Raw genomic sequence first — 22309 nt, 5'->3', positions numbered from 1 at the left:
CCGCCCGCGACCGCGGCGCTGCTCCCTCCGGCCGGCGCCGTACTGACCGCCGGCCTCCTCGCCGCCGCAGCGGCGTGCGCGCCGCTCGCCCTGGCCGGGCGGCGTGGCCCCCGGCGGGCCGCGGCCCGCGGCGCCTTCGCCGCTGCGGCCGCCGACCTGGTCCGCGGCGCCGCCGACCTGGAGGTGCTGGGGGCCGCGGACGCCGCCGTCCACCGTGCCGAGCGGGCCGAGCGCGAGGCGGCCCGCCTGGAGCTGCGCGCCGACCGCGCCATGGGCGCCGCCTCCACCGCCGTGCTGCTCCTGCAGGGCCTGACCGCGGTCGCCGTGGCCTGGCTCGCCCTCACGGCGCGGCAGGACGGCGGCCTGGACCCGGTGCTTCCCGCCGTGCTGGCGGTCACCGCGCTGGCGGCCTTCGAACCGGTCGCCGCGCTCCCGGCCGCGGCCCGCCGCTACGGCGGGCTCTCCGAAGGCGCCGCCCGGCTGGCCGCCGTGCTGGACGCCCCCGCACCGGTCGCCGAACCGCCCGGCCCCGGCCCCGAACCGCGCGGCTCCGGCGTCGAGGTGCGCGGCCTGCGCGCCCGGTACGGGCCGGGCCGCCCGTGGGCGCTGGACGGCCTGGACCTGAATCTGGCCCCGGGGACGACCACCGCTCTGGCCGGCGCCAGCGGGTCGGGCAAGTCCACCCTGGTCGACGTCCTGCTGCGCTTCCTGGACTACGAGGGCGGCAGTGTCCGCCTCGGCGGGGCCGAGCTGCGCGACGTCCCCGGCGACCGGGTGCGCCGCAGCGTGGCCGGACTGACCCGGCACGACCGCGTCCTGCACGCCTCGGTCCGGGACAACCTGCTGCTGGCCCGCCCGGAGGCCACCGACGGGGAGCTGCGCCGGGCCGCCTCCCGGGTGCGGCTGCTCGCCTGGATCGAGTCGCTGCCTCAGGGGTGGGACACGGTCCCCGGCGAGGACGGCGCGGCGATGTCCGGGGGCCAGCGGCTCCGCCTGCTGCTCGCCCGCGCGCTGTTGGCCGACCCGCAGGTGCTCGTGCTGGACGAGCCCACCGAGGGCCTGGACGCGGCGACCGCCGAAGCGGTGCTCGCGGACGTGCTCCGCGCCGCCCGCGGGCGGACCGTGCTGCTGGTGTCCCACCACCCCGCGGCGCTCGCCGCCGCCGACGAGGTCCACTCCATCGCCGAAGGAGGTGCCCGCCCGGCGGAGGTATAGCGGCGCTATCGCACGGCGGACCGGAAATATCGCGGCGGCACGCATTCTGGCCGCGGCCCGATCCGCCCGGACGAACCGGAGAAAGACGAGGAGGCCCCGTGTCACACGCCCATTCCGACGACGAACTCCGCGAACGCAACAGGGCGACGGTCGAGAGGTTCTTCACCGAGGACCGCGCCCGCCGGCACCTGCTCTACACCGACGACGGCTCCACCTCCCTGTTCTTCACCGACATCGGCCGCCCCATCACGGTGCGGGGGCAGACGAACCTGGCCGAGCACGGCCTGATCTCCCTGAAGGTGCTCCCCGACTGGCGCTGGATCGGACTGGAGGTCTTCTCCACCCAGGACCCCGGACGGTTCTGGGCCGAATGCGGCGGCGAGGGCACCATCCGGTTCCCCGGATATCCCGAGGGCCGCTACGCCAACCACTTCCTCTTCTCCTTCCGGCTCTCCGAGGGGCGCATCGCCGAGAGCCGCGAGTACACCAACCCCGTCGAGCACATGCGCGCGCTCGGAATCGCCACCCCCCGCATCGAACGCGGCTGGATCCCCGCCGACTGAGGAGGCCCTCCTTGACCGCCACCACCGACTCCCCCTCCCCCTCCCGCACCGTCCTCGACATGATCACCGGCGCCTGGCGCACCCAGGCCCTGCACACCGCGGTCCGCCTGGAGGTGCCCGACCGCATCGCGGCCGGGACCACCGCGCCCGACGCCATCGCCGAGCAGGCCGGCGCCGACCCCGCGGGCGTCCGCCGCCTGCTGCGCCTGCTGGCCGACCTGGGCGTGCTGGAGCACGACGGCCGGGGCGGCTACCGCAACACCCCCGTGTCCGAGCTGCTCAGGGACCGGCCCGGATCGCTGCGCGACATGTGCCTGCTCTACGGCGACGAGTTCTACAAGGCCTGGGAGCACGCCGCCGACGTCGTGGCCGGATCCGGCGCGCCCGGCTTCGAGCGCGCCTACGGCAGACCGCTGATCACCTACCTGAGCCAGGACGAGGAGGCCGCCGCCCGGTTCCAGCGGGCCATGCAGGCCGGCCACTTCTTCTTCGACCGCCTGGCCGAGGCGGTGGACTTCTCCGGCGCCTGCGTCGTCGACGTCGCCGGGGGCAGCGGCGGCCTGCTCGCCGCGGTGCTCGACCGCCACCCCGGCGCCCGCGGGCTGCTCATCGACCTGGACCACATGGTCCCCATCGCCCAGGCCACCCTGGAGGAGGCGATCGGCGCCGGGCGCGCCGAGGCCATCGCCGGGGACGTCTTCGAGTCCGTCCCCTCCGGCGGCGACGTCTACCTGCTCTCCCGCCTGCTCGGCGACTGGGACGACGCCGCGTGCGTGCGCCTGCTGGACAACTGCCGCCGAGCGGCCCCCGCCGACGGGCGGATCCTCGTCCTGGAGCGGGTGGTCGGCAAGGGCGAGGACCCCGAGCTCGCCTCCCTGTGGGACCTGCACCTGCTGATGATGAACGGCGGCGGCCAGCGGACCCTCGACCAGTTCCGCGGCCTGGCCGACGCGGCCGGGCTGCGCGTGGAGCGGCTCATCCCGCTGCCCATGGGCAACGCCTGCATCGAACTCCGTCCGGCCCGGGGCCGGACGGCCCCCTGAAACACCGACCCGAACGAAGCGAACGGACCGAGGAGAGGCATGCCGAAGATCACCTACGTGGCCGCCGACGCCGGAGAGCGGACGGTCGACGTCCCCGTGGGCACCAGCGTGATGCGGGGCGCCGTGTCCAACGGCGTCCCGGGCATCGTCGCCCAGTGCGGCGGCAACGCCCAGTGCGCCACCTGCCACGTCTACGTCGACCCCGAGCGCTATGGCGGCCTGCCGCCGATGAGCGAGCACGAGGACGCGATGCTCGACACCACCGCCTGCCCGCGCCGTGAGACGAGCCGGCTGAGCTGCCAGCTCAAGGCCGACGCGGACTTCGAGGGCCTGACCGTGACCACGCCGGAGCGGCAGCGATGACCCAGCGGGCGAAGGGCCCCGTCGTGATCGTGGGCGCGGGCATCGCCGGGCAACAGGTCGCGCTCGGCCTGCGGGAGAAGGGGTTCGACGGCGCGGTGGCGCTGGTCGGCGAGGAGCCGGGGGCGCCCTATGAGCGCCCCCCGCTCACCAAGGCCTACCTGCGCGGCGACATCGGCCCCGGCGAGCTGGAGCCGCGCCCGGCCGAGCTGTACGGCAGGGAGCGCATCGACCTGGTCCGGGCGCGCGCCGAGCGGATCGACCGGGCCGGGCGCGCGGTGGTGCTCGACGACGGCCGCCGCCTGCCCTACGACCGCCTGGTCCTGGCCACCGGGGCGCGCAACCGGCCGCTGCGCGCGCCCGGGAGCGACCTGGAGGGCGTGTTCTCGCTGCGCACCCGCCGGGAGGCGGACGCCCTGCGGGAGGCGCTGGAGGAGGCCGGGAGCATCGTGGTGGCCGGTGCCGGGTTCATCGGGCTGGAGTTCGCCGCCTCGGCGTCCGCCTACGGGCACAAGGCGACGATCGTGGAGAGCCGTGCGCGCCCGCTGGGCCGGGCGGTCTCGGCGCACACGGCGGCGCACTTCACCTCCCTGCACGAGCGGCACGGCGCGGGCTTCGTGTTCGGCGAGGAGGTCAGGGCCCTGCACGGGGACCGGGCCGGGCGGGTGCGGGAGGCCGAGCTGACCGACGGCACCCGCCTGCCCGCCGACCTGGTGCTGGCCGCGGTCGGGGCGGCGCCGGACACCCGGCTGGCCGAGGGGGCGGGACTGCCCGTGGACGACGGGGTGGCGGTGGACGCGCGGCTGGGCACCCGCGACCCGCGCGTGCTGGCGGTGGGCGACTGCGCCGCGGTGGCCCCCGCTTCGGGCGGGGGACCGCGGGTCCGCCTGGAGTCGGTGCAGAACGCGCTCGACCAGGCGGAGTACGCGGCCGAGCGGCTGGCCCGCCCGGACGCGGGGGAGGACCTCCCGCCCTATGAGCGCCTCCCCTGGTTCTGGAGCGACCAGTACGGCTCGTCGCTGCAGATCGCCGGGCTGGCCGCGGGCCACGACCGCGCGGTGCTGGTCGGCGACGGGGACGAGGCGTTCTCCGTGCTGCTGTACCGGAACGGGGCGCTGGCCGCGGTGGAGTCGGTGAACCGCCCGGCCGAGCACATGGCGGCCCGGCACCTGCTCGCCGCGGGCCGGGGGCCGTCCCCCGAGCAGGCGGCGGCCCCGGGCTTCTCGCTGCGCGCCTTCGCCCGGGCGGCGGCCTAGACACGGCGGAGGGGACGGCGCCGACCGCTGAGTCCGGCGCCGCCCCCTCGCGCAGGGCGCCTAGTGGTGGTCCTTCACGAAGGCACCGGAGTCGACGCAGGCGCCGTTGCCGATGCCCAGGATGCCGATCCCGTTGCCGCACACGTTCACCGGAACGTTCGCGTCGGCCACGACCTGGTTGCCCCCGAGGATGGAGCCGTTGCCCGAGGTGATCGGGCCGTCGTGCGCGAAGGCGGGGGCACCGGCCAGCAGGACGCCCGCGGAGGCGGCGACGACGGCACCGGCGGCGAACATCTTCTTCATCATGTGCTACCTCGTCTCGCGGCTCCCGCCGTCCACGGGACACCGCAATATCGACTATCCGTACACAAATGGACACGCTCCGCGTCCACTGGTGCCAATCTAGCCCCACCGCCCCCGCCCATGTCCACATTTCACGGAAAATTAGTTTCGGCGCCGGATTCTCATGTTCACCGTCCGTGCGTTCCCCTACCCTGCGCGCCGGGTAGGCCACACCCCATGGATGAGACCCCCCACCGCGCCGACGCGGTACCGACGTGGCTGTTCGACTGGGGGCGGATCAAGTGGCGCGTGACGCCGCGGACCGCCCCCGGCACCGCGCTCACCGTCGGCGACGTGCACGTCCACCCCGGCAAGGGCCACGACCGCCACCGCCACCCCGAGTCCGACGAGATCATCTACGTGCTGTCCGGCACCGGGGAGCAGACCGTCGGCGACGGCCCCGCCTTCCCCGTCGTCGCGGGGGACGTGGTGCACGTCCCCCGCGACGTCCTGCACTCCACCTTCAACACCGGCTGGTCCACCCTGGAGCTGGTCGTCGTCTACTCCCCCGCCGGGGCCGAGGAGGCGCTGCGCGCCGCGCCCGATTTCCGCGAGGCCGCGCCCGGTGAGCACCCGCCGGCGGTGAACGGATGAGCGCACCCGCCGTCGCCGTCCTGGGAACCCTCGACACCAAGGGCGCCGAGGTCGGATTCGCCGTGGAGCGGCTCACCGCCTCCGGGCTGCGCACGGTCGTGGTCGACACCGGGACCTACGCCCCCGAGGGCGGCCCCCGGGCCGACGTCGCCGTCCGGGACGCCGTCGCCCTCCCCGGCGACGGGGACCGCGGCGCCGCCGTGGCCGCCCTGGCCGAGGGCGCGCGCGAGGCCGTCCTGGCCCTGCGCGCCGACGGCCGCCTGGACGGCGCCCTGGGGGTCGGGGGGACCGGCGGCACCTCCATCGCCGCCCGCGCGCTGCGCGCCCTGCCGCTGGGGGTGCCCAAGGCCGTCGTCTCCACCGCCGCCTCCGGCGACACCCGCCCCTACATCGGCGAGACCGACCTCATCCTCATGCCCAGCGTGGTGGACGTGGCCGGGCTGAACAGCGTCTCCACCCGCGTGCTGGCCAACGCCTGCGACGCGGTCGCGGGGATGGTGCGCGGCGCCCCGGTGGAGCGGCCCGCCGCCGGGGCGACCATCGCCGCCAGCATGTTCGGCGTCACCACGCCCGCGGTCACCCGCGCGCGGGAGCTGATGGAAGGGCGCGGCGACGAGGTACTCGTATTCCATATGACCGGCACCGGCGGGCGCGCGCTGGAGGCGCTGGCCGACGGGGGCGCCCTGGACGGCGTCCTCGACCTGACCACGACCGAACTCGCCGACGAGCTGGTCGGCGGGGTCATGTCGGCCGGTCCCGGGCGGCTGTCCGGCGGTCCGGCCGTCCCCCGCGTCATCTCTCTCGGCGCCCTGGACATGGTGAACTTCGGCCCCAGGGAGACCGTCCCCGAGCGGTTCGCCGACCGCCGCCTGCTGGTGCACAACCCCACGGTGACGCTGATGCGCACCACCCCGGACGAGTGCGCCGAGCTCGGCGCCAGGCTGGCCGCCCGCGCCGCCGCCCGGGAGGGGCCCACCGCGGTGCTGCTGCCGCTGGGCGGCGTCTCCGCGGTCGCCGGGCCGGGCGGCCCCTTCCACGACCCGGACGCCGATGCCGCCCTGTTCGGCGCGGTGCGCGCGGGACTGTCCGGAACCGGTGTCCGGGTCGAGGAGCTGGACACCGACATCAACGACCCGGCGTTCGCCGAGGCCGCCGTCGCGGTGCTCGGCGAACTCGGCGGAACGAGCGAGGAGAAGTGAACGCATGGCCCCGATTCCCAGGGCGGAGATCCTCCGGCGGCTCAAGGCCAAGCGGGAGGCGCGCACCCCGATCATCGGCGGCGGCGCGGGCATCGGGCTGTCGGCCAAGTGCCAGGAGGAGGGCGGCGCCGACATCCTGGTGGTCTACAACTCGGGCCGCTACCGGATGGCGGGGCGCGGCTCCCTGGCGGGGCTGCTGGCCTACGGCAACGCCAACGAGATCGTCGAGGACATGGCGCGCGAGGTGCTGACCGCCGTGCGGGACACCCCCGTACTGGCGGGCGTCAACGGCACCGACCCGTTCTGCGACTTCGACGTGTTCCTCCCCAGGCTCGCGTCGCTCGGCTATTCGGGGGTGCAGAACTTCCCCACGGTCGGCCTGATCGACGGGGTGTTCCGGGCCAACCTGGAGGAGACCGGGATGGGCTACGTCCACGAGGTGGAGCTGGTCCGCCGCGCCCGCGCGCTGGACCTGTTCACCTCCCCCTACGTCTTCTCCGCCGAGGACGCGGCCGCCATGGCCGGCGCCGGGGCCGACGTGGTGGTGTGCCACATGGGCCTGACCACCGGCGGCACCATCGGCGCGGAGACCGCCCTGTCCCTGGAGGAGTGCGTGCCGCTGATCGACGAGTGGTCGCGCGCCGCGCTGGAGGTGCGCCCGGAGGTGACGGTCCTGTGCCACGGCGGCCCGATCGCCGAGCCGCAGGACGCCGCCCACATCCTGCGCTCCTGCCGGGACGTGCACGGCTTCTACGGCGCCTCGTCCATGGAGCGCCTGCCCGTGGAGCAGGCCCTCACCGCGCGCACACGGGAGTTCTCCGGCCTCACGTTCTGAACCGCCCCCGAAACGTCGGGGGCGCGCCGTACGATGGACGCCCCCCGACGGAAAGGGCATCCGCGATGACGGAGCAAGGGCTGGACGAGACGCTGGAGGCCCACCGCGGCGAGCTCACCGGGCACTGCTACCGGATGCTCGGGTCGGCGTTCGAGGCCGACGACGCGGTGCAGGAGACCATGGTGCGGGCCTGGCGCGCGCACGAGCGGTTCGAGGGCCGCTCGGCCCTGCGCTCCTGGCTCTACCGCATCGCCACCAACGTGTGCCTGGACATGCTCCAGGGGCGGCAGAAGCGCGCCCGCCCGGTGGACATGGCCCCGGCCGGGAACGCGTCCACCCCGCTGGGGGCGCCGCTGCCCGAGTCGGCCTGGGTGATGCCCATCCCCGACCAGCGCATCGCCCCGCCCGACACCGGGGACCCCGCCGACGCGGTGGTCTCCCGGGAGACCGTCCGGCTCGCCTTCGTCGCCGCGCTGCAGCACCTGCCGCCGCGCCAGCGCGCCGTGCTCATCCTGCGCGAGGTGCTGCGCTGGCGCGCCGCCGAGGTGGCCGACCTGCTCGACACCTCGGTCGCCTCGGTCAACAGCGCGCTGCAGCGCGCCCGGGCCACCCTGGCCGCGCACGGCGCCGCGGCCGACCCCGGCTCCCCCGAGATGGACGACGAGCACAAGGAGCTGCTCACCAAGTACGTCGACACCTTCGAGCGCTACGACATCGCCGCGCTGGTCACGCTGCTGCGCGACGACGCCGCCATGACGATGCCCCCCTTCGCCCTCTGGCTGCGCGGCCACGACGACATCGCCGCGTTCATGCTCGGCCCCGGGGAGAAGTGCCGGGACTCGCGCCTGGTGCCGGTCTCGGCCAACGGCGCCCCCGCGTTCGGCCACTACCACCCGGCCGAGGACGGCGACGGGCACGTGCCGTGGGCGCTGCAGGTGCTCGACATCGAGGACGGCCGCATCACCGGGCTGCACTGCTTCCTGGACACCCAGTCGCTGTTCCCGCTGTTCGGGCTGCCGCCCAGGATGTGACCCCCGCCCCGGTGGCCGGTGAATAGATCCGTGCGCTTTCGAGCGTTATGGGACGATGGCGCACCCATCCACACCACCGACCACCGGGGGAAGCACCATGCCCACGGCCGAGGCGGTCACCGCCTGGTTCACCGAGCACGCCGGAGCCCTGCTCTCCGGGGCGCTCAACATCGTCATCATCATCGTGCTGGCCGCCGTCGCGCGGGTCCTGCTCGGGCGGCTGGTCACGGCGATGGTCAAGCGCATCGCCGACTCCCGCGAGCGGCTGGGCGGCGGGAACGGGGCGGCGGCCGAGCGGCAGCGCGCCCGCGCCGAGACCATCGGCTCGGTGCTGCGCAGCATCGCCTCCTTCACCGTGTTCGGCGTCGCGCTGTTCATGGTGCTGGGCGAGCTCGGCATCAATCTGGGCCCGCTGCTGGCCAGCGCCGGCGTGCTCGGGCTGGCGATCGGCTTCGGCGCCCAGGGCCTGGTCCGCGACTTCGTCTCGGGCATGGCCATGATGCTGGAGGACCAGTACGGCGTCGGCGACACCGTGGACGTGGGCGAGGCCGTGGGCACCATCGAGGAGGTGGGCCTGCGCATCACCAAGGTGCGCGACATCAACGGCGGCCTCTGGTACGTCCGCAACGGCGAGATCCTGCGGGTCTGCAACATGAGCCAGGGCTGGGCCAACGCCGTGGTGGACGTCCCGGTGTCGGCCGAGGCCTCCCCCGCCGCGGCCGAGGCGGCGGCCCTCCGCGCGGCCGAGGGCTTCGCCGCCGACCCCGAGGTCGCCGGGGCCCTGCTGGAGGACCCGACCGTGGTCGGCGTCCAGGACATCGCCAACGGCGCGATGACGCTGCGCGTGACCGTCCGCACCCGCCCCGGCGAGCAGTGGGGCGTCGGCCGCGCGCTGCGGGCGCGGATCAAGAGCGAGATGGACGCCGACGGGATCGCGATGGCGCGCCCGCTCCCCGTTCCCTGATCCGGTCCGGGGCACCGTGGCCAAGTGCGACTACCGGGTAGTAACATTGACTTGTTACCCACCGGTAGTCGCCTTGCGTGCGCAGACACCCCGTCTGCGGTCACCGCGGGCACCGACAGCAGCGGAGCGCGCCAATGACGCACTACAAGAGCAACCTCCGTGACCTCGAGTTCAACCTCTTCGAGGTCTTCAAGCGCCAGGACGTGCTGGGCGACGGCCCGTTCCCGGAGCTGGACGAGGACACGGCCCGGACCATCCTCGACGAGGTGAACCGGCTCGCGACCGGCGTGGTCGCCGAGTCCTTCGAGGACGCCGACCGCAACCCGCCCGTCTTCGACCCCGCCGACGGCACCGTCGCCATCCCCGAGAGCCTGAAGAAGTCCTACCGGGCCTACATGGACGCCGGCTGGTACAACCTCGACCTGCCCCAGGAGCTCGGAGGCCTGGGCGCGCCCCGCTCCCTGGTCTGGGCCGCGGCCGAGCTGATCCTGGGCGCCAACCCCTCGGTCCACATGTACTCGGCCGGCCCGGGCTTCGCGAACGTCCTGTACCAGGAGGGCACCGCCGAGCAGAAGCGCTTCGCCGAGCTGGCCATCGAGCGCGGCTGGGGCGCCACCATGGTGCTCACCGAGCCCGACGCCGGGTCCGACGTCGGCGCCGGCCGCACCAAGGCGGTCGACCAGGGCGACGGCACCTGGCACATCGAGGGCGTCAAGCGCTTCATCACCTCCGCCGAGCAGGACATGACGGAGAACATCTTCCACCTGGTGCTGGCGCGCCCCGAGGGCGCCAAGCCCGGGACCAAGGGCCTGTCGCTGTTCCTGGTGCCCAAGTACCTGGTCGATGTGGAGACCGGAGAGCTCGGCGAGCGCAACGGCGCCTACGTCACCAACGTCGAGCACAAGATGGGCCTGAAGGCCTCCACCACCTGTGAGCTGACCTTCGGCGCCAAGCACCCGGCCGTGGGCTACCTGGTGGGCGACAAGCACGACGGCATCCGGCAGATGTTCCTCATCATCGAGTACGCCCGGATGATGGTCGGCACCAAGGCCATCGCCACGCTGTCCACCGGCTACCTGAACGCCCTGGAGTACGCCAAGGAGCGCAAGCAGGGCGCCGACCTCACACAGATGGCCGACAAGTCGGCCCCGCGGGTCGCCATCACCCACCACCCCGACGTGCGCCGCAGCCTGATGACGCAGAAGGCCTACGCCGAGGCGCTGCGCGCGCTCGTCGTCTACACCGCCACCCAGCAGGACGCGGTGCAGATCGCCGAGCACGCCGGGGAGGAGCACGAGGACGTCATCGCCCTCAACGACCTGCTGCTGCCCATCGTCAAGGGCGTGGGCTCGGAGCGCTCCTACGCGCTGCTGGCCGAGTCGCTGCAGACCCTCGGAGGCTCCGGGTACCTGCAGGAGTACCCGATCGAGCAGTACATCCGCGACGCCAAGATCGACACCCTCTACGAGGGCACCACCGCCATCCAGGCCCAGGACTTCTTCTTCCGGAAGATCGTCAAGAACAACGGCCAGGCGTTCGGCCGCCTCATGGGCGAGATCAAGGGCTTCGCGGAGAGCGAGGCGGGCAACGGCCGCCTCAAGGAGGAGCGGGCCCTGCTCGCCGACGCCGCCGCCGACGTCGAGAAGATCGTCGAGGTCATGGTCGGCGACGCGATGCGCTCCGCCGAGGAGCCGCGCGAGCTGTACAAGGTCGGCCTGAACGCCACCCGCCTGCTGATGACCGTGGGCGACGTGGTGCTGGGCTGGCTGCTGCTGCGCCAGGCCGAGGTGGCCCTGGAGAGGCTGGACGGCGCCGACGCCGCCGACACCGACTTCTACACCGGCAAGATCGCCGCCGCGCGGTTCTTCGCCTCCCAGGTGCTGCCGAAGACCGCCGCCGAGCGGGCCATCGCGCAGAACACCGGCCTGGACCTGATGGACGTGCCGGAATCGGCCTTCTAGTCCGAGCGGACCGCGCCCACCTGCGGCGCGGCCCGGACGGCATCGGGCGGGGCGCTTCGGCGCCCCGCCCGATCCGCACTCCGGGCCCGATTGGCCCTATGCTCCCGGGGGTAGGGGCGAGGAGCGACGGCGGAAGGACGGGAGACGCATGGGCATCGGCCTCGGAATCTTCCTCATGATCATCGGCGCCGTGCTGACGTTCGGCATCACCGCCGACGTGCCGGGCCTGGACCTGAACGCGATCGGCTACATCCTCATGGCGGCCGGGCTCGCGGTCGTCATCATCTCCGTCCTGCTGATGATGGCCCGCCGGGACCGCGGCCGGGACGAGATCCGCAACGACCCCGACGTCGTCTAGCGCCGCCCGCTACCGGCGCAGCAGGACCGCCAGCACCGCCGAGGCGCCCAGCGTGGTCACGGTGACCGGGACGAAGGCGGCCTGGAAGCCGTGCCCGGCCTCCAGGACCACCCCGGCCAGCACGGTCGCCAGCACCGTGGTCGCGAAGCCGCTCATGTTCACCAGCCCCGACGCCACCCCGGTGCGCTCCGGGGACAGCCCGTCGCGGGCGAAGTCGAACGACAGCGCCGGGGCCATCACCGCCCCGGCGGCACTGACCGCCACCACGGCCACCACCAGCGGCACCGGCGGACCGGACGGCCAGGCCACCAGGGCCAGCCACCCCAGCCCCAGCAGCGGCGCCAGGCACAGCGCGAACGGCCGCCGCACCCCCGGGTGCCGCCCGACCACCGCGCCCAGCACCGGCGAGAGCCACAGCACCCCGACCCCGAGCACGGTCAGCAGCGTGCGCGCCGCCGAGGGGCTCAGGCCGACCCCCTCCACCAGGAACGGGTAGCCCCAGAGCACCCCCAGCATCGTGTAGGGCGCCATCACGGCGGCGTGGTGCGCCATGCCCACCCGCGGGCCGCGGGCGCGCAGCGCCTCCCGGACGGACGCGATCACCGGCACCGCGGCGTGCCGCTCCGGCCTCTGGGCCCCGGCGGGACGGTCCCGCACCAGCAGCGCCACCCCCAGCAGCATGGCGCCGGTGATCCCGGCGGTCGCCAGGAACCCGCCGGTCCACCCCAGCCCGCCCAGCAGGAAGGACAGCGGCGCCACGCTGGCGACCTGGCCCAGGCCGCCGACCACCCCGGTCAGGGCGCTCACCAGGGCGTAGCGGCGGCGCGGGAACCACAGCGCGCCCAGCCGGATGACGTTGAGGAAGGTGACGGCGTCGCCGAGGCCGATCAGCACCCGCCCGGCGACGGCCGTGGCGACGTCGGAGGCCGCGGCGAACAGCACCGCGCCGGCCGCCATCGCGGCCAGCCCGGCCAGCAGGGAGCGGCGCGGCCCCACCCGGTCGGCCATGATCCCGGCCGGCACCTGCAGCACCACGTACACCAGCAGCTGCAGCATCGGCAGCAGGGACAGCAGCGCGGGTCCGGCGTCGAACCGCTCCTGGGCCTGCAGGGCGGCCACGCCCAGGCCGTTGCGGTGGAACATGGCCAGGAAGTAGACGCCGACGCCGATCCCCCACACCAGCCAGGCGCGGGCGCCCCCGGCGGGCTCCGGCGGCGCATCGGCCCGGTCACCGGATGTCTGTGGGCGCGCGGGCGCGCGCGAGGCCTCGGCGCTCACCGGCGCGCCCCCAGCCACTGCGCGGCGGTCCCCAGATGGACGCTGACGGCCTCGCGGGCCGCCTCGGGGTCCCCGGCCCGGACGGCCTCCAGGATCGCCTGGTGCTCCTCGACGCTGCGCCGCATCCGCTCCGCGGTCCGGGTGCCCTCCTCCATCATCCGCAGCTGCCGGTCGCGCAGCGCGTCGTAGAGCCCGGCCAGGATCGCGTTCCCGCTGGCGGCGACGATCTCCTTGTGGAAGCCGCGGTCGGCGGCGATGAACGCCCGCCGGTCCCCCTCCAGCTCGGCGCGCATGGCGGCGAGCAGCCCGGCCAGGCGCTCGGCGAGCGGCCCGCGCACGCCGGCGTCCGCGGCGGCGGCGCGCTCGGCGGTGTGCCCCTCCACCAGGCGGCGCGTCTCCACCACGTCGTCGACCTCCTCCTGGGAGACCGGGACGATGAGCGCGCCCCGCTTGGGGTAGAGCCGGACCAGCCCCTCGCCCTGCAGGCGCAGCAGCGCCTCCCGGACGGGGGTGCGGGAGACGCCCACCCCGGCGGCGATGTCGCCCTCGCTGACGATCTCCCCGCCGGCGTAGCGGCGGGTCAGGATGGCGTCCTTGGCGAACGCGTAGGCCCGTTCGGTGGCCGATTCCGTCGTATCCATGTTGTATCTATGCTAAGCGCCGCCAAAGCCGGAAAAGACCGCACTGGGATCCGGTAAAAGTCCTACAGAACCCGTGCATTACGGACTCCGCACCCGCTCTGCCCTGGGACGATCCCCTTGTCCACACCTCCGGCAGAGGGGGAGCCCATGCAGCCGCCGGCCAGCCCGTACACCCGCCCGCAGACCCGCCCCGCCCGGCGCAGGCGCGCCTGGCCCGCCCTGTTCGGGACGGGTCTGGCCCTGTGGGCGGCCACGGTCGCAGTGACCCTGCTCACCGGCAACGCCACGCTGGTTCCCACGGTCATCCTGCTGGGCAGCTTCCTCATCCCGGTCACCTTCGTCACCTGGGCCTATGAGCACCGCCAGGGCGAGAACGTCACCACCGAGCTGCTGTTCCGCGCGTTCATCGTCGGCGGGGTGCTCGGCGTGCTGGGCGCCTCGCTGCTGGAGTCCTACCTGCTGCGGCAGACCCCCTTCACCTACATCGGCGTAGGGCTGATCGAGGAGGCGGTCAAGCTCGCCGCCCTGGTGTTCGTGGCCCGGCACATGACACGGGCGACGATGCGCGACGGCATGGTGCTGGGCGCGACCGTCGGGTTCGGCTTCGCCGCCTTCGAGAGCGCCGGGTACGCGATGAACGCGATGCTCACCGAGCGGGGCCTGGACCTGGCGGCGCTGGTGCAGACCGAGGTGATGCGCGGGCTGCTCACCCCGGTCGGGCACGGGCTGTGGACCGCGGTGCTGGGCGGCGTGCTCTTCGCGGCGGTCTCCGGCGGCCACTGGCGGATCACCGTGCGGGTGCTGCTGACCTACCTCGGGGTGTCCCTGCTGCACGGCCTGTGGGACTCGGTGCACTCGCTGTCGGCGCTGTTCGCGCTGGTGCTCACCGGGCAGCCGTGGCAGGTCCAGATGCTGGAGATGGGGCGGGTCCCCGAGATCCTGCCCTACCAGGCGTCGCTGATCCTCGTCATGGACATCACCGGCATGGCCGTGGTGGCGGTGCTGGGGATCGTCTGGCTCTTCTCCCTTGTACGGGCGGTCGGCCGCCCGGTGGCCGCCGGGTGAACGGCCCGGGGGTCAAGCGTGACCCTCGAAACGGTCGAGAGACCCCCATCACACCACCAAGGGTCACACAGCGCGCACCCCCGGCGATACCGCCGCCGCCGGAGCGGTTTCCCCGCCCACCCCTCAGGGGTCGGAGCGCACCTCCGGTTTGACGGACGCCCGTTCGATACACCCGTCTCCACCTGCACGGATGCGGAAGTGTCTCCTCATTCCCCGATCGACTGAATGTGACGTGGACCACATTCTGGGGTCTCGACCCCTAGGGGTGCGATCCTGCTACTATCCGGATCGCAAAGAATAACTGCGAGGTAACGAGCGCACCGTGCCTCGCCGACCTTTGCGGAGATCACGGGTCAAGGCCCGCGGTCTCCGGGGCCGCGGAACCGTGGCCGCATCGAATGAGGAGCGGCACCCTCCACCGCGGCAGCCGAGACACCGGGAGACGTCGTTGAGTCACTGGCGGTTGAACAACCCCCGGGCCAACAAGGCCAAGGCGGCCCTGGCCAAGCGGGTCAAGCACAGACCGCGCCACGCCTTCTGCGCGGAGTCGGCCGTAAAGGCGCTCTGGGACGAGCTGGTGTCCTCCGCCGTCCGCCCGATGTACCGGGCCGGGACCAGTGAGATGGCCGTGATCTCGGTGATGCGCGGCATCAACGTCTGGTGCCGCGACGGCAAGTTCATCTGGAACGACTACCTCGGCGACACCGTCACCCACCCCGCCTGCGACCCTGCCGGGGCCGCGGCGATGCTCTACCCCTCCTCGTCGCCGACGTCGGCCCGCCGCCCCTTCGAGCGCGGCCGGCACCACGCGCACAGCCTCACCGCCGCCTGAGCAGCGGCCCCCGACTCTCCGGCGCCGCCCTCCCCCCTCGGGAGGGCGGCGTTCTCGTGTGCACCCACGCCTGATCCGACCCGTGCGGCGCCCGGACGGTTCCCCGTCCGCCCTGGCCGGATCCTGCCACCGCACCCGCCTTGACAGGCCGGTGCGTCGCTGGCGGCGGTGTGCCCCCGTGGTGTGTGCGCGCTCACACCCTCCCCTGGGCGGCCCTGGCCCCCTCTCCTCCGGCGTGCCTATCGTCCCGGCAGCGCCGCCGCACCCGGCGGCGCCGCAGGCCACCAGTCCCCCACTGCTCCCACGAGGAGGAGAACGTGGCTCCATCCCCCATCCGTTCCAAAGCCCTGCGTTCCTCGCTCGGGTTCGCCGCCGCCGGCGCCCTGGCCGTCCCGCTCGTCCTGGCCGGAGGCCCGGCCGCGCACGCCGACCCCGCGCCGCTGCACACCGCCGAGGACCCGGTGGACGGCCAGTGGATCGTCGTCTTCGAGGACGGCGTCTCCGCCAGCGTCTCCACCGCCCGAGCCACCGGCGCCGAGGACGTCGAGCACGTCTTCACCGAGGTGCTCGACGGCTACTCGGCCGACCTGACCGCGGCCGAGCTGGACGAGGTCCGCTCCGACCCCGACGTCGCCTACGTCGAGCAGGTGGGCCGCGCGTCCACCACCGAGGTCACGTGGGGCCTGGACCGCATCGACCAGGACGACCTGCCGCTGGACGGCTCCTACTCCACCGACGCCACCGGCGCGGGCGTGGACGCCTACATCATCGACACCGGCATCGACCCGGACCACCCCGAGTTCGGCGGGCGCGCGGACGCCGCCTTCGACGCCACCGGCGGCGACGGCATCGACCGCCAGGGCCACGGCACCCACGTCGCCGGGACCATCGGCGGCGAGACGGTCGGCGTGGCGCCCGGGGCGAACCTGCACGGGGTCAAGGTGCTCGGCGACGACGGCAGCGGCTCCTACGACGACGTCATCGCCGGGATCGACTGGGTCGCGCAGAACGCCCCCGACGGGTCGGTCGCCAACATGTCCCTGGGCGGTCCCGGCTCCCAGGCCGTGGACGACGCGGTGAACAACCTGGTCGACTCCGGCGTCTTCACCGCGGTCGCGGCCGGCAACGACGGGTGGCTCGCCTCGTGGTATTCGCCCGCGCGCGCGGCGAAGGTGACGACCGTGGCGGCGTCGGACCGGAACGACCGGTCGGCCTCGTTCACCAACTGGGGCAGCGCCGTGGAGATCTACGCGCCCGGCGTCGACGTGGAGTCCTCCGTGCCCGGCGGCGGCTACGACACCTACAGCGGAACGTCGATGGCCAGCCCGCACGTCGCGGGCGCCGGGGCCCTGGTGCTGGAGGCCTCCCCGGGGTCGAGCCCGCAGGCCGTGCAGGACCGGCTGCTGAACGACGGGAGCTCGGGCACGCTCACCGGCGTCCGGTGGTCCACGCCGAACCTGCTGCTCAACGTCTCGGGCCTGTAGCCCGCGGCCCGCTCACGGCGCCGTCCCCGTCCCCGGGGGCGGCGCCTCTCGCGTCCCACGGTCCCCGCAGGCCCCACAGGCCCCTCGGGCACCGTCCCCACCAGGGTGATCACAGGACGCGATATTCACACCCGGGTTTACCCGGACACGTGGCCGCATCCTGCCACATTGAGCACCTTGACACCGAAAGGCCTCGCAGGCTGCACACGGCGTTCACCGTTCACCCCGCTTTCCGAACGATGTCACTGATCGTGAAGACCCTGTTCGGCGCGGCACGACCGGGACTAATGTCCCCGACCGCATGCCGAAACCCGACATGCACGGAAAGCTCCCACAAGGAGGAGTACGTGAAGCACGTGTCTGCGAAGCGCACCGCGATCGGCGTCGCCACGGCGAGCCTGCTCGCGATCCCCACGGCGCTTCTGGGCGGGGCCTCGGCCTCCGCCGACGAGCTCGCCCCCCTCTACTCCAGCTCCGACGCCGTCTCCGGCGAGTGGATCGTCGTCCTCAAGGACGGCTCGCAGGCCACCGAGCGCAACAGTGAGCGCTTCGGCATCGCCTCGAACGACGTCGAGCACACCTACTCCGAGGTGTTCTCCGGCTACTCCGCCGAGCTCAGCTCGTCCGAGCTGGAGGAGGTCCGCTCCGACCCCGACGTCGCCTACGTCGAGGAGGTCGGTCGGGCCGAGGCCTTCATCCCCTGGGGCCTCGACCGGATCGACCAGGCGGACCTGCCGCTGGACGACTCCTACACGACCACGGCGACCGGTGCGGGCGTGGACGCCTACATCATCGACACCGGCATCGACGCGGGCCACACGGAGTTCGGCGGGCGAGCCGACGCGGCCTTCGACGCCACCGGCGGCGACGGCTCGGACGGCCAGGGCCACGGCACGCACGTCGCCGGGACCATCGGCGGCGAGACGGTCGGCGTCGCGCCGGAGGCGAACCTGCACGGGGTCAAGGTCCTGGGCGACGACGGCAGCGGCTCCTACGACGACGTCATCGCGGGCATCGACTGGGTGGCCGAGAACGCGCCCGAGGGCTCGGTGGCCAACCTGTCGCTCGGCGGCCCCGCCTCCCAGGCGGTCGACGACGCGGTGAACAACCTGGCGTCCTCCGGGGTGTTCGTCGCGGTGGCGGCGGGCAACGAGTCCCAGGACGCCAACAACGTGTCGCCGGCGCGCGCGTCCGGCGTCACCACGGTGGCCGCTTCGGACAGCAGTGACGGCCACGCGTCGTTCTCCAACTACGGCGACGCCGTGGACATCTACGCGCCCGGCGTGGACGTGGAGTCCTCCGTCCCCGGAGGCGGCTACGAGAGCTTCAGCGGCACCTCGATGGCCAGCCCGCACGTGGCCGGCGCGGCGGCGCTGTACAAGGACGCCAACGGCCAGGCCGACCAGGACACCGTCCAGGGGTGGCTGACGGACAACGCCGGCCAGGACAAGATCTCGGGCGCGCCCTCGGGCACCCCGAACCTGCTGCTGAACGTCGAGGGCCTGTAGGGACCCCGCTCTCCTGCCAGTCCCGCACCGCGGTTGATCAAGGACGGCCCCGGCACCCGCCGGGGCCGTCCCCGTGTGTCGGGGCGGGTCAGGAGCCGTCGGAAGAGGAGTCGGAGCCGGTGCCGCCGGATCCGATACCGGAGGAGGTCCCCCCTTGGGAGCCCGCCTCCTTCTGCTCGCGCTCCTGCTCCTCCGCTTCCTTCTTCTCCTCTTCCTCCTTCGCCGCCTCTTCCTCCTCCTGCCGCTGCTGCTCGGCCTCGGCCTGGGCGCGGGCACCGGCCCGGTCGGTGCAGGCCTCGTCCGCGGCGGCGGACCCGCCGTCGACGGCGACGACGGTGAAGCAGTACTCGGCGGTCCCGCTCTCGGTGGGGACCTGGGCGCTCGTCACGCCGGGCCCGGTCCGGGCGAGGGTGGCGGGTGGGCTCCCCTCGGCTCCGCCGACGACGAAGTAGCGCGCGGTCCCGCCCGAGGCGTCCTGCCAGGTGACCTCGACCGTGGTGAGGCCGTCCTCCAGGGAGACGCCTGTGGGGGGTTCGGGGGCGCCGGGCGCGTCCTTCCCGTTCGTGCCCCCGTCCGCCTCGGTGTCCTTCTTCTCGTCCTTCCCGTCCTGCGGCTCTCCCCCGCCTGAGCCCGCAGCGGCCCGCGCGGTCTCCGCGCCGACGGCGGTGAAGCCGGGACCGGGACGGGCGACGCTCCCGGCCCCCAGGAGGGAGGCGAGGACGACGACGGAGGCCGCCGCCGCGCCGATGTGCATGTGCCGCCGCCACCGGGGCGCCCGCACGGGGCCGGTGGGATGCTCGTAGCCCTCGAAGTCGTCGGGGTCCGTGGACGCGTGCACCGCGCCCGCGTCCCGGCCTCCGGCCCCGGGAAGCGGAGCGGTGTCGGGACCGCCGGTCCACCCCTTGAGCCGCTGCCAGGCCTGACGGGAGTAGAGGTCACGGGCCTTGTCGAACGGCACGGCCGGGGCAGGCGGCGCAGTGGGCGCAGGCGGTGCGCTCGGAGCAGGCGGGACGCTCGGCGCGGCCGGGACCGCGGCCGGCCCCTCCGGAGCAGGCGGCTGCGGAGCCGCTTCGTTCACCGCCGGGGCGTCCAGCCCGGGGATGGGCTTGGACTTGGGACGGCGCCCGACCTTGCGCGTGGGCCGGGTGGGCCCCTTGCGACGGAACTCACCGGTGAGCCCGATGTCGATGACGGCCGGTCCGGAAGGAGCGGCGACGTCGGAGGCGGCCGCCTTCCCCTTCGGAGGAGTGGCCGCGTCACTCTCATCCTTGGATGGACGGGGCGGCGTCTCCGCAGAAGGACTCGACTGCGGCTCAGAGGGTCGTGCCTCGGGGCGGGGCAAAGGCGTCGGCGCGGGGGGCTCGGCCCGAGAAGGCGCCGCGGAGGACGGCACCTGCGACTCAGAAGGCCGCGCCTCCGGTCGAGGCGAAGCCGGAGCAGAGGACTCAGCCCGAGAAGGCGCCGCGAATGGCGCCGCCTGCGGCTCAGAAGACTGCGCCTCCGGTCGGGGCGCAGGCGTCGGCGCAGGAGGCTCAACCCGAGAAGGCGCCGGGGAAGGCTCAGCCTGCGGCCCCGACGGCCACAGCGGCTCGCGCGTCACCGAGGCCTCCGGCGGGGGCGCCGACGCAGGCGGGGGCGGGGGCGTCCCGCCCGACGGGGTCACGGAACCGTAGGAGGTGCCCACCGCCGCCCACAGGCGCCCCAGCTCCTCCTCGAACTCGGCAGGGGTGGCCGGGCGGGCCGCGGGGTCCTTGGCCATCGCCCCCACCAGCAGCGCGTTCACCGGACCCGGCACGCCGGGCAGCGGCAGGTCCGGCGGAGGCTCGCGCAGCGCGGTGCGGGCGTACTCCTTCGGGTCGGGGCGGCCCCCGTCCCAGTCGGCGAAGGGGACCCGCCCGGCGATGACCGTCCACAGCGACGAGGCGAGCTGGTACACGTCCGAGGCCGGACCCGTCCGCTGCCCCCGGAGGACCTCCGGCGGGGCGTGGAACACCAGCTCGGAGCTGGTGCGCAGGCGCGGCGCGGGGGAGCCGAACGGGGCGGCCGACCCGAAGTCGGTCAGCACCGCCGAGGTGCCCGAGCGCAGGAGGTTGCTGGGGACGACGTCGTTGTGCAGCATCCCGGCCCCGTGCAGCGCGGCCAGGGCGCCCGCCGCGGCGCGCCCGGCGCGGACCGCCTCGGGCAGGTCGACCGGGCCGCTGCGGGCGAGGATGTCGGCGTAGGAGCCGTCCGGCTGGAACGGCATGACCAGGACGGGCTCGCCGGTCTGCGCGCGGGCGACGTCCAGCAGCGGGACCACGCCCCGCGCGCCGCCCAGGTCGCGCAGGCGGGTGATCTCCTCGTAGCCCCCGGCGCCGTGCATCGCCTTCAGGGCGACGGCGGCGCCGGTGCGCTCGCTGACCGCCTTGAACACCTGGGCCTGCCGCCCCCGGTAGGCCAGGACCGGCTCCCGGAACCCGGGCACACGGACCGCCTGCGGGGCGTCCCCGGACATCTGCGCGCTCACCTCTCCGCCTGGCCTCCGAACACCGGCCCGCTCTGCTGGCCGCCGTCCCTGCGCTCCTGGTTGATCTGCTGCTGCTTCTGGAAGGCCGCGTGCACCGCGATCCCCCCGCAGATCAGGGCGACGAGGACGAGCCCGCCGATGACGGCGGGCCAGACCGCCTGGCGGCGGCGCCAGTACCGGCTGGACCCGTACAGGATCGCGGCGCGGAGCTGGCGGCGGCGCAGGGCGTCCGCCTGCAGCACGTACTGCTCGGCGTTGGGGGTGTAGTGGAAGGCCTCGGGCACCCGCGGCGCCGGCTCTTGCGGCGGGGCGGGCGCGGTCGGCGTGCTGGAGGGCGCGGTCACGGGTCCTGCGGGATCAGAAGAGGTTGTTCAGGCGGCTGCTCAGCCGGCCGTAGTTGCCCGCGGCGTCGTCGGTGGCCTGGATGACCTTGGCGAAGGCGTCGTTGACGGCGGCGAACTGGGTGTCGAACTCTTCGGCCTTGGCCTTGAACTGGTCGTTGCCCGAGCCCTCCCACTTGTTCACGGTGGTCTCGGACTGGGACCGGATCTCCTCCATGATGGCCTTGAACCGGGTCAGGTGCTCCTGCTGGGCGCCGCTCAGGTCCTGCAGACCGGAGACGTTGCCGTAGACCTCGAAGTTGCTCACGGTGGCTTCTCGCTCCTGTCGGGGATGGGTGAGGGGGCTCAGACGTTGATCGGCCGGGAGAGGCCGCCGGCCTCCTTGCCCGCCGAGGCGAAGGTGTCGCCGGAGTCCTGGTCGGTGGCGGTGAACTCGCGCTGGCCCTCGTTGAGCTTGATGCCGTTGTTGGAGCACCAGGTCATCAGCTCGTCGAAGCGCTGGGTGAGCTCGTTGCGCGCCTCGCGGAACTTGGCCAGGGCGTTGCCCTGCAGGGACTCGCCGTCCCGCTCCATGTCCTGGATGAGGTTGTTGAGCCGCTGGTAGAGCCCTTCGGAGGAGATACCGAGCTCTTCACCGCCCTTGCCGAGGGCGTCCGCCTCCGTCAGACCGACATGGTTGGCCACAGGTGTCCTCCTGGGGATTCGGGGGTCACTCCGCACACTCGGGAGCTCACTCAGAGGCTAACGGCCCTTGCCGACACAGAAGCCCCTCCCCCCGGCCGGATCCGGACACAACCGGCCGTGTTCCTCACACTCCGCAGCGATACCGCCCGCCCCTGGCGGTGACACGGCATCCTCGCGCACCACCGGCCGGATCCGGACGTGCTTCCCACTGATCGTGCCTAAGGGTGCATGGGGCGGAACTCTTCCGGG

At 73.8% G+C, this 22309-nt stretch carries 23 protein-coding genes; 16 read left to right on the top strand and 7 right to left on the bottom strand.

Translation table 11 applies throughout. From position 1 onward, the window contains the following. The 5 genes from O4J56_RS20835 to O4J56_RS20815 form a co-directional block, all read left to right on the top strand. Nucleotides 1-1215, top strand: a 1215-nt coding sequence (locus tag O4J56_RS20835; protein WP_270687909.1) for an amino acid ABC transporter ATP-binding/permease protein, incomplete at its 5' end; no start/stop codon positions are given. Nucleotides 1216-1313: 98 nt separating this feature from the next. Next, nucleotides 1314-1778: a PhzA/PhzB family protein gene (locus O4J56_RS20830; protein ID WP_270687908.1), complete on the top strand. Its 465-nt coding sequence runs from the start codon at nucleotides 1314-1316 to the stop codon at nucleotides 1776-1778. An 11-nt stretch (nucleotides 1779-1789) separates the two neighbouring features. Beyond that, a complete protein-coding gene (locus tag O4J56_RS20825) occupies nucleotides 1790-2821 on the top strand; it encodes a methyltransferase (RefSeq protein ID WP_270687907.1) in 1032 nt (343 codons plus the stop codon). 39 nt (nucleotides 2822-2860) lie between these two features. Then, a complete protein-coding gene (locus O4J56_RS20820; RefSeq protein WP_270687905.1) occupies nucleotides 2861-3184 on the top strand; it encodes a 2Fe-2S iron-sulfur cluster-binding protein in 324 nt (107 codons plus the stop codon). Further along, the gene (locus O4J56_RS20815; protein WP_270687904.1) at nucleotides 3181-4437 is read left to right on the top strand and encodes an NAD(P)/FAD-dependent oxidoreductase; all 1257 of its coding nucleotides are present in this window, start codon (nucleotides 3181-3183) and stop codon (nucleotides 4435-4437) included. Before O4J56_RS20820 ends, O4J56_RS20815 begins: the two co-directional genes overlap by 4 nt. Before the next feature lie 60 nt (nucleotides 4438-4497). On the opposite strand, the gene O4J56_RS20810 is transcribed toward O4J56_RS20815, so the two are convergent. Then, nucleotides 4498-4743: a DUF320 domain-containing protein gene (locus tag O4J56_RS20810; protein ID WP_270687903.1), complete on the bottom strand. Its 246-nt coding sequence runs from the start codon at nucleotides 4741-4743 to the stop codon at nucleotides 4498-4500. Nucleotides 4744-4956: 213 nt separating this feature from the next. Here O4J56_RS20810 and O4J56_RS20805 point away from each other — a divergent pair, with 213 nt between their 5' ends. From O4J56_RS20805 to O4J56_RS20775, 7 genes are all read left to right on the top strand, one after another. Further along, nucleotides 4957-5373, top strand: coding sequence for a cupin domain-containing protein (locus O4J56_RS20805; protein WP_270687901.1), 417 nt, complete (start codon nucleotides 4957-4959; stop codon nucleotides 5371-5373). Continuing rightward, nucleotides 5370-6572, top strand: coding sequence for a Tm-1-like ATP-binding domain-containing protein (locus tag O4J56_RS20800; protein WP_270687899.1), 1203 nt, complete (start codon nucleotides 5370-5372; stop codon nucleotides 6570-6572). Before O4J56_RS20805 ends, O4J56_RS20800 begins: the two co-directional genes overlap by 4 nt. Before the next feature lie 4 nt (nucleotides 6573-6576). After that, complete coding sequence (locus tag O4J56_RS20795) at nucleotides 6577-7407, top strand: phosphoenolpyruvate hydrolase family protein (protein ID WP_270687897.1); 831 nt, start codon at nucleotides 6577-6579, stop codon at nucleotides 7405-7407. Beyond that, nucleotides 7404-8438 carry a sigma-70 family RNA polymerase sigma factor gene (locus O4J56_RS20790; protein WP_408639149.1) on the top strand — a complete coding sequence of 345 codons (1035 nt, stop codon included), beginning with the start codon at nucleotides 7404-7406 and terminating at the stop codon, nucleotides 8436-8438. The genes O4J56_RS20795 and O4J56_RS20790 overlap by 4 nt, the downstream gene beginning before the upstream one ends. A 97-nt stretch (nucleotides 8439-8535) precedes the next feature. Then, complete coding sequence (locus O4J56_RS20785; protein WP_270687895.1) at nucleotides 8536-9402, top strand: mechanosensitive ion channel family protein; 867 nt, start codon at nucleotides 8536-8538, stop codon at nucleotides 9400-9402. A gap of 134 nt (nucleotides 9403-9536) precedes the next feature. Continuing rightward, a complete protein-coding gene (locus tag O4J56_RS20780; protein ID WP_270687894.1) occupies nucleotides 9537-11363 on the top strand; it encodes an acyl-CoA dehydrogenase in 1827 nt (608 codons plus the stop codon). 148 nt (nucleotides 11364-11511) lie between these two features. After that, nucleotides 11512-11721, top strand: a complete 210-nt coding sequence (locus tag O4J56_RS20775) for a DUF6458 family protein (protein ID WP_270687893.1) — start codon at nucleotides 11512-11514, stop codon at nucleotides 11719-11721. 9 nt (nucleotides 11722-11730) lie between these two features. Here the strand turns inward: O4J56_RS20775 and O4J56_RS20770 are convergent, their stop codons facing one another. Next, on the bottom strand, nucleotides 11731-13017 hold the full coding sequence (locus tag O4J56_RS20770) for an MFS transporter (RefSeq protein WP_408639148.1): 1287 nt from the start codon (nucleotides 13015-13017) through the stop codon (nucleotides 11731-11733). Next, on the bottom strand, nucleotides 12996-13640 hold the full coding sequence (locus tag O4J56_RS20765) for a GntR family transcriptional regulator (RefSeq protein WP_270687889.1): 645 nt from the start codon (nucleotides 13638-13640) through the stop codon (nucleotides 12996-12998). The genes O4J56_RS20770 and O4J56_RS20765 overlap by 22 nt, the downstream gene beginning before the upstream one ends. Nucleotides 13641-13787: 147 nt before the next feature. Here O4J56_RS20765 and O4J56_RS20760 point away from each other — a divergent pair, with 147 nt between their 5' ends. The 4 genes from O4J56_RS20760 (at nucleotide 13788) to O4J56_RS20745 (ending at nucleotide 18529) form a co-directional block, all read left to right on the top strand. Beyond that, nucleotides 13788-14705, top strand: a complete 918-nt coding sequence (locus tag O4J56_RS20760) for a PrsW family intramembrane metalloprotease (protein WP_270687888.1) — start codon at nucleotides 13788-13790, stop codon at nucleotides 14703-14705. A gap of 448 nt (nucleotides 14706-15153) precedes the next feature. Next, complete coding sequence (locus O4J56_RS20755; protein ID WP_270678868.1) at nucleotides 15154-15537, top strand: hypothetical protein; 384 nt, start codon at nucleotides 15154-15156, stop codon at nucleotides 15535-15537. A gap of 317 nt (nucleotides 15538-15854) precedes the next feature. Further along, the gene (locus O4J56_RS20750) at nucleotides 15855-17021 is read left to right on the top strand and encodes a S8 family peptidase (RefSeq protein ID WP_270687887.1); all 1167 of its coding nucleotides are present in this window, start codon (nucleotides 15855-15857) and stop codon (nucleotides 17019-17021) included. 347 nt (nucleotides 17022-17368) lie between these two features. Further along, nucleotides 17369-18529, top strand: a complete 1161-nt coding sequence (locus O4J56_RS20745) for a S8 family peptidase (protein WP_270687886.1) — start codon at nucleotides 17369-17371, stop codon at nucleotides 18527-18529. Nucleotides 18530-18617: 88 nt separating this feature from the next. Here the strand turns inward: O4J56_RS20745 and O4J56_RS20740 are convergent, their stop codons facing one another. From O4J56_RS20740 to O4J56_RS20725, 4 genes are read right to left on the bottom strand one after another with little or no spacing between them, the layout of a single operon-like run. Next, a complete protein-coding gene (locus tag O4J56_RS20740; RefSeq protein WP_270687884.1) occupies nucleotides 18618-21035 on the bottom strand; it encodes a protein kinase domain-containing protein in 2418 nt (805 codons plus the stop codon). Then, nucleotides 21032-21379, bottom strand: coding sequence for a hypothetical protein (locus O4J56_RS20735; protein ID WP_270687883.1), 348 nt, complete (start codon nucleotides 21377-21379; stop codon nucleotides 21032-21034). The genes O4J56_RS20740 and O4J56_RS20735 overlap by 4 nt, the downstream gene beginning before the upstream one ends. Nucleotides 21380-21392: 13 nt before the next feature. Next, the gene (locus O4J56_RS20730) at nucleotides 21393-21683 is read right to left on the bottom strand and encodes a WXG100 family type VII secretion target (protein WP_270687882.1); all 291 of its coding nucleotides are present in this window, start codon (nucleotides 21681-21683) and stop codon (nucleotides 21393-21395) included. A 38-nt stretch (nucleotides 21684-21721) separates the two neighbouring features. After that, on the bottom strand, nucleotides 21722-22060 hold the full coding sequence (locus O4J56_RS20725) for a hypothetical protein (RefSeq protein WP_270687880.1): 339 nt from the start codon (nucleotides 22058-22060) through the stop codon (nucleotides 21722-21724). Between the last annotated feature and the right edge of the window lie 249 nt (nucleotides 22061-22309).

Origin of the sequence: Nocardiopsis endophytica, assembly GCF_027706725.1 — a bacterium.
Taxonomy (GTDB): Bacteria; Actinomycetota; Actinomycetes; order Streptosporangiales; family Streptosporangiaceae; genus Nocardiopsis_A; species Nocardiopsis_A endophytica.
This window is presented reverse-complemented; position numbering and strand designations above follow the sequence as displayed.

Excerpts from the sequence above, each read along its gene's own strand:
- O4J56_RS20820 (WP_270687905.1), top strand. The coding sequence starts at position 2,861 with ATGCCGAAGATCACCTACGTGGCCGCCGACGCCGGAGAGCGGACGGTC.
- O4J56_RS20815 (WP_270687904.1), top strand. The coding sequence starts at position 3,181 with ATGACCCAGCGGGCGAAGGGCCCCGTCGTGATCGTGGGCGCGGGCATC.
- O4J56_RS20810 (WP_270687903.1), bottom strand. The coding sequence starts at position 4,743 with ATGATGAAGAAGATGTTCGCCGCCGGTGCCGTCGTCGCCGCCTCCGCG.
- O4J56_RS20805 (WP_270687901.1), top strand. The coding sequence starts at position 4,957 with ATGGATGAGACCCCCCACCGCGCCGACGCGGTACCGACGTGGCTGTTC.
- O4J56_RS20800 (WP_270687899.1), top strand. The coding sequence starts at position 5,370 with ATGAGCGCACCCGCCGTCGCCGTCCTGGGAACCCTCGACACCAAGGGC.
- O4J56_RS20795 (WP_270687897.1), top strand. The coding sequence starts at position 6,577 with ATGGCCCCGATTCCCAGGGCGGAGATCCTCCGGCGGCTCAAGGCCAAG.
- O4J56_RS20785 (WP_270687895.1), top strand. The coding sequence starts at position 8,536 with ATGCCCACGGCCGAGGCGGTCACCGCCTGGTTCACCGAGCACGCCGGA.
- O4J56_RS20780 (WP_270687894.1), top strand. The coding sequence starts at position 9,537 with ATGACGCACTACAAGAGCAACCTCCGTGACCTCGAGTTCAACCTCTTC.
- O4J56_RS20775 (WP_270687893.1), top strand. The coding sequence starts at position 11,512 with ATGGGCATCGGCCTCGGAATCTTCCTCATGATCATCGGCGCCGTGCTG.
- O4J56_RS20765 (WP_270687889.1), bottom strand. The coding sequence starts at position 13,640 with ATGGATACGACGGAATCGGCCACCGAACGGGCCTACGCGTTCGCCAAG.
- O4J56_RS20760 (WP_270687888.1), top strand. The coding sequence starts at position 13,788 with ATGCAGCCGCCGGCCAGCCCGTACACCCGCCCGCAGACCCGCCCCGCC.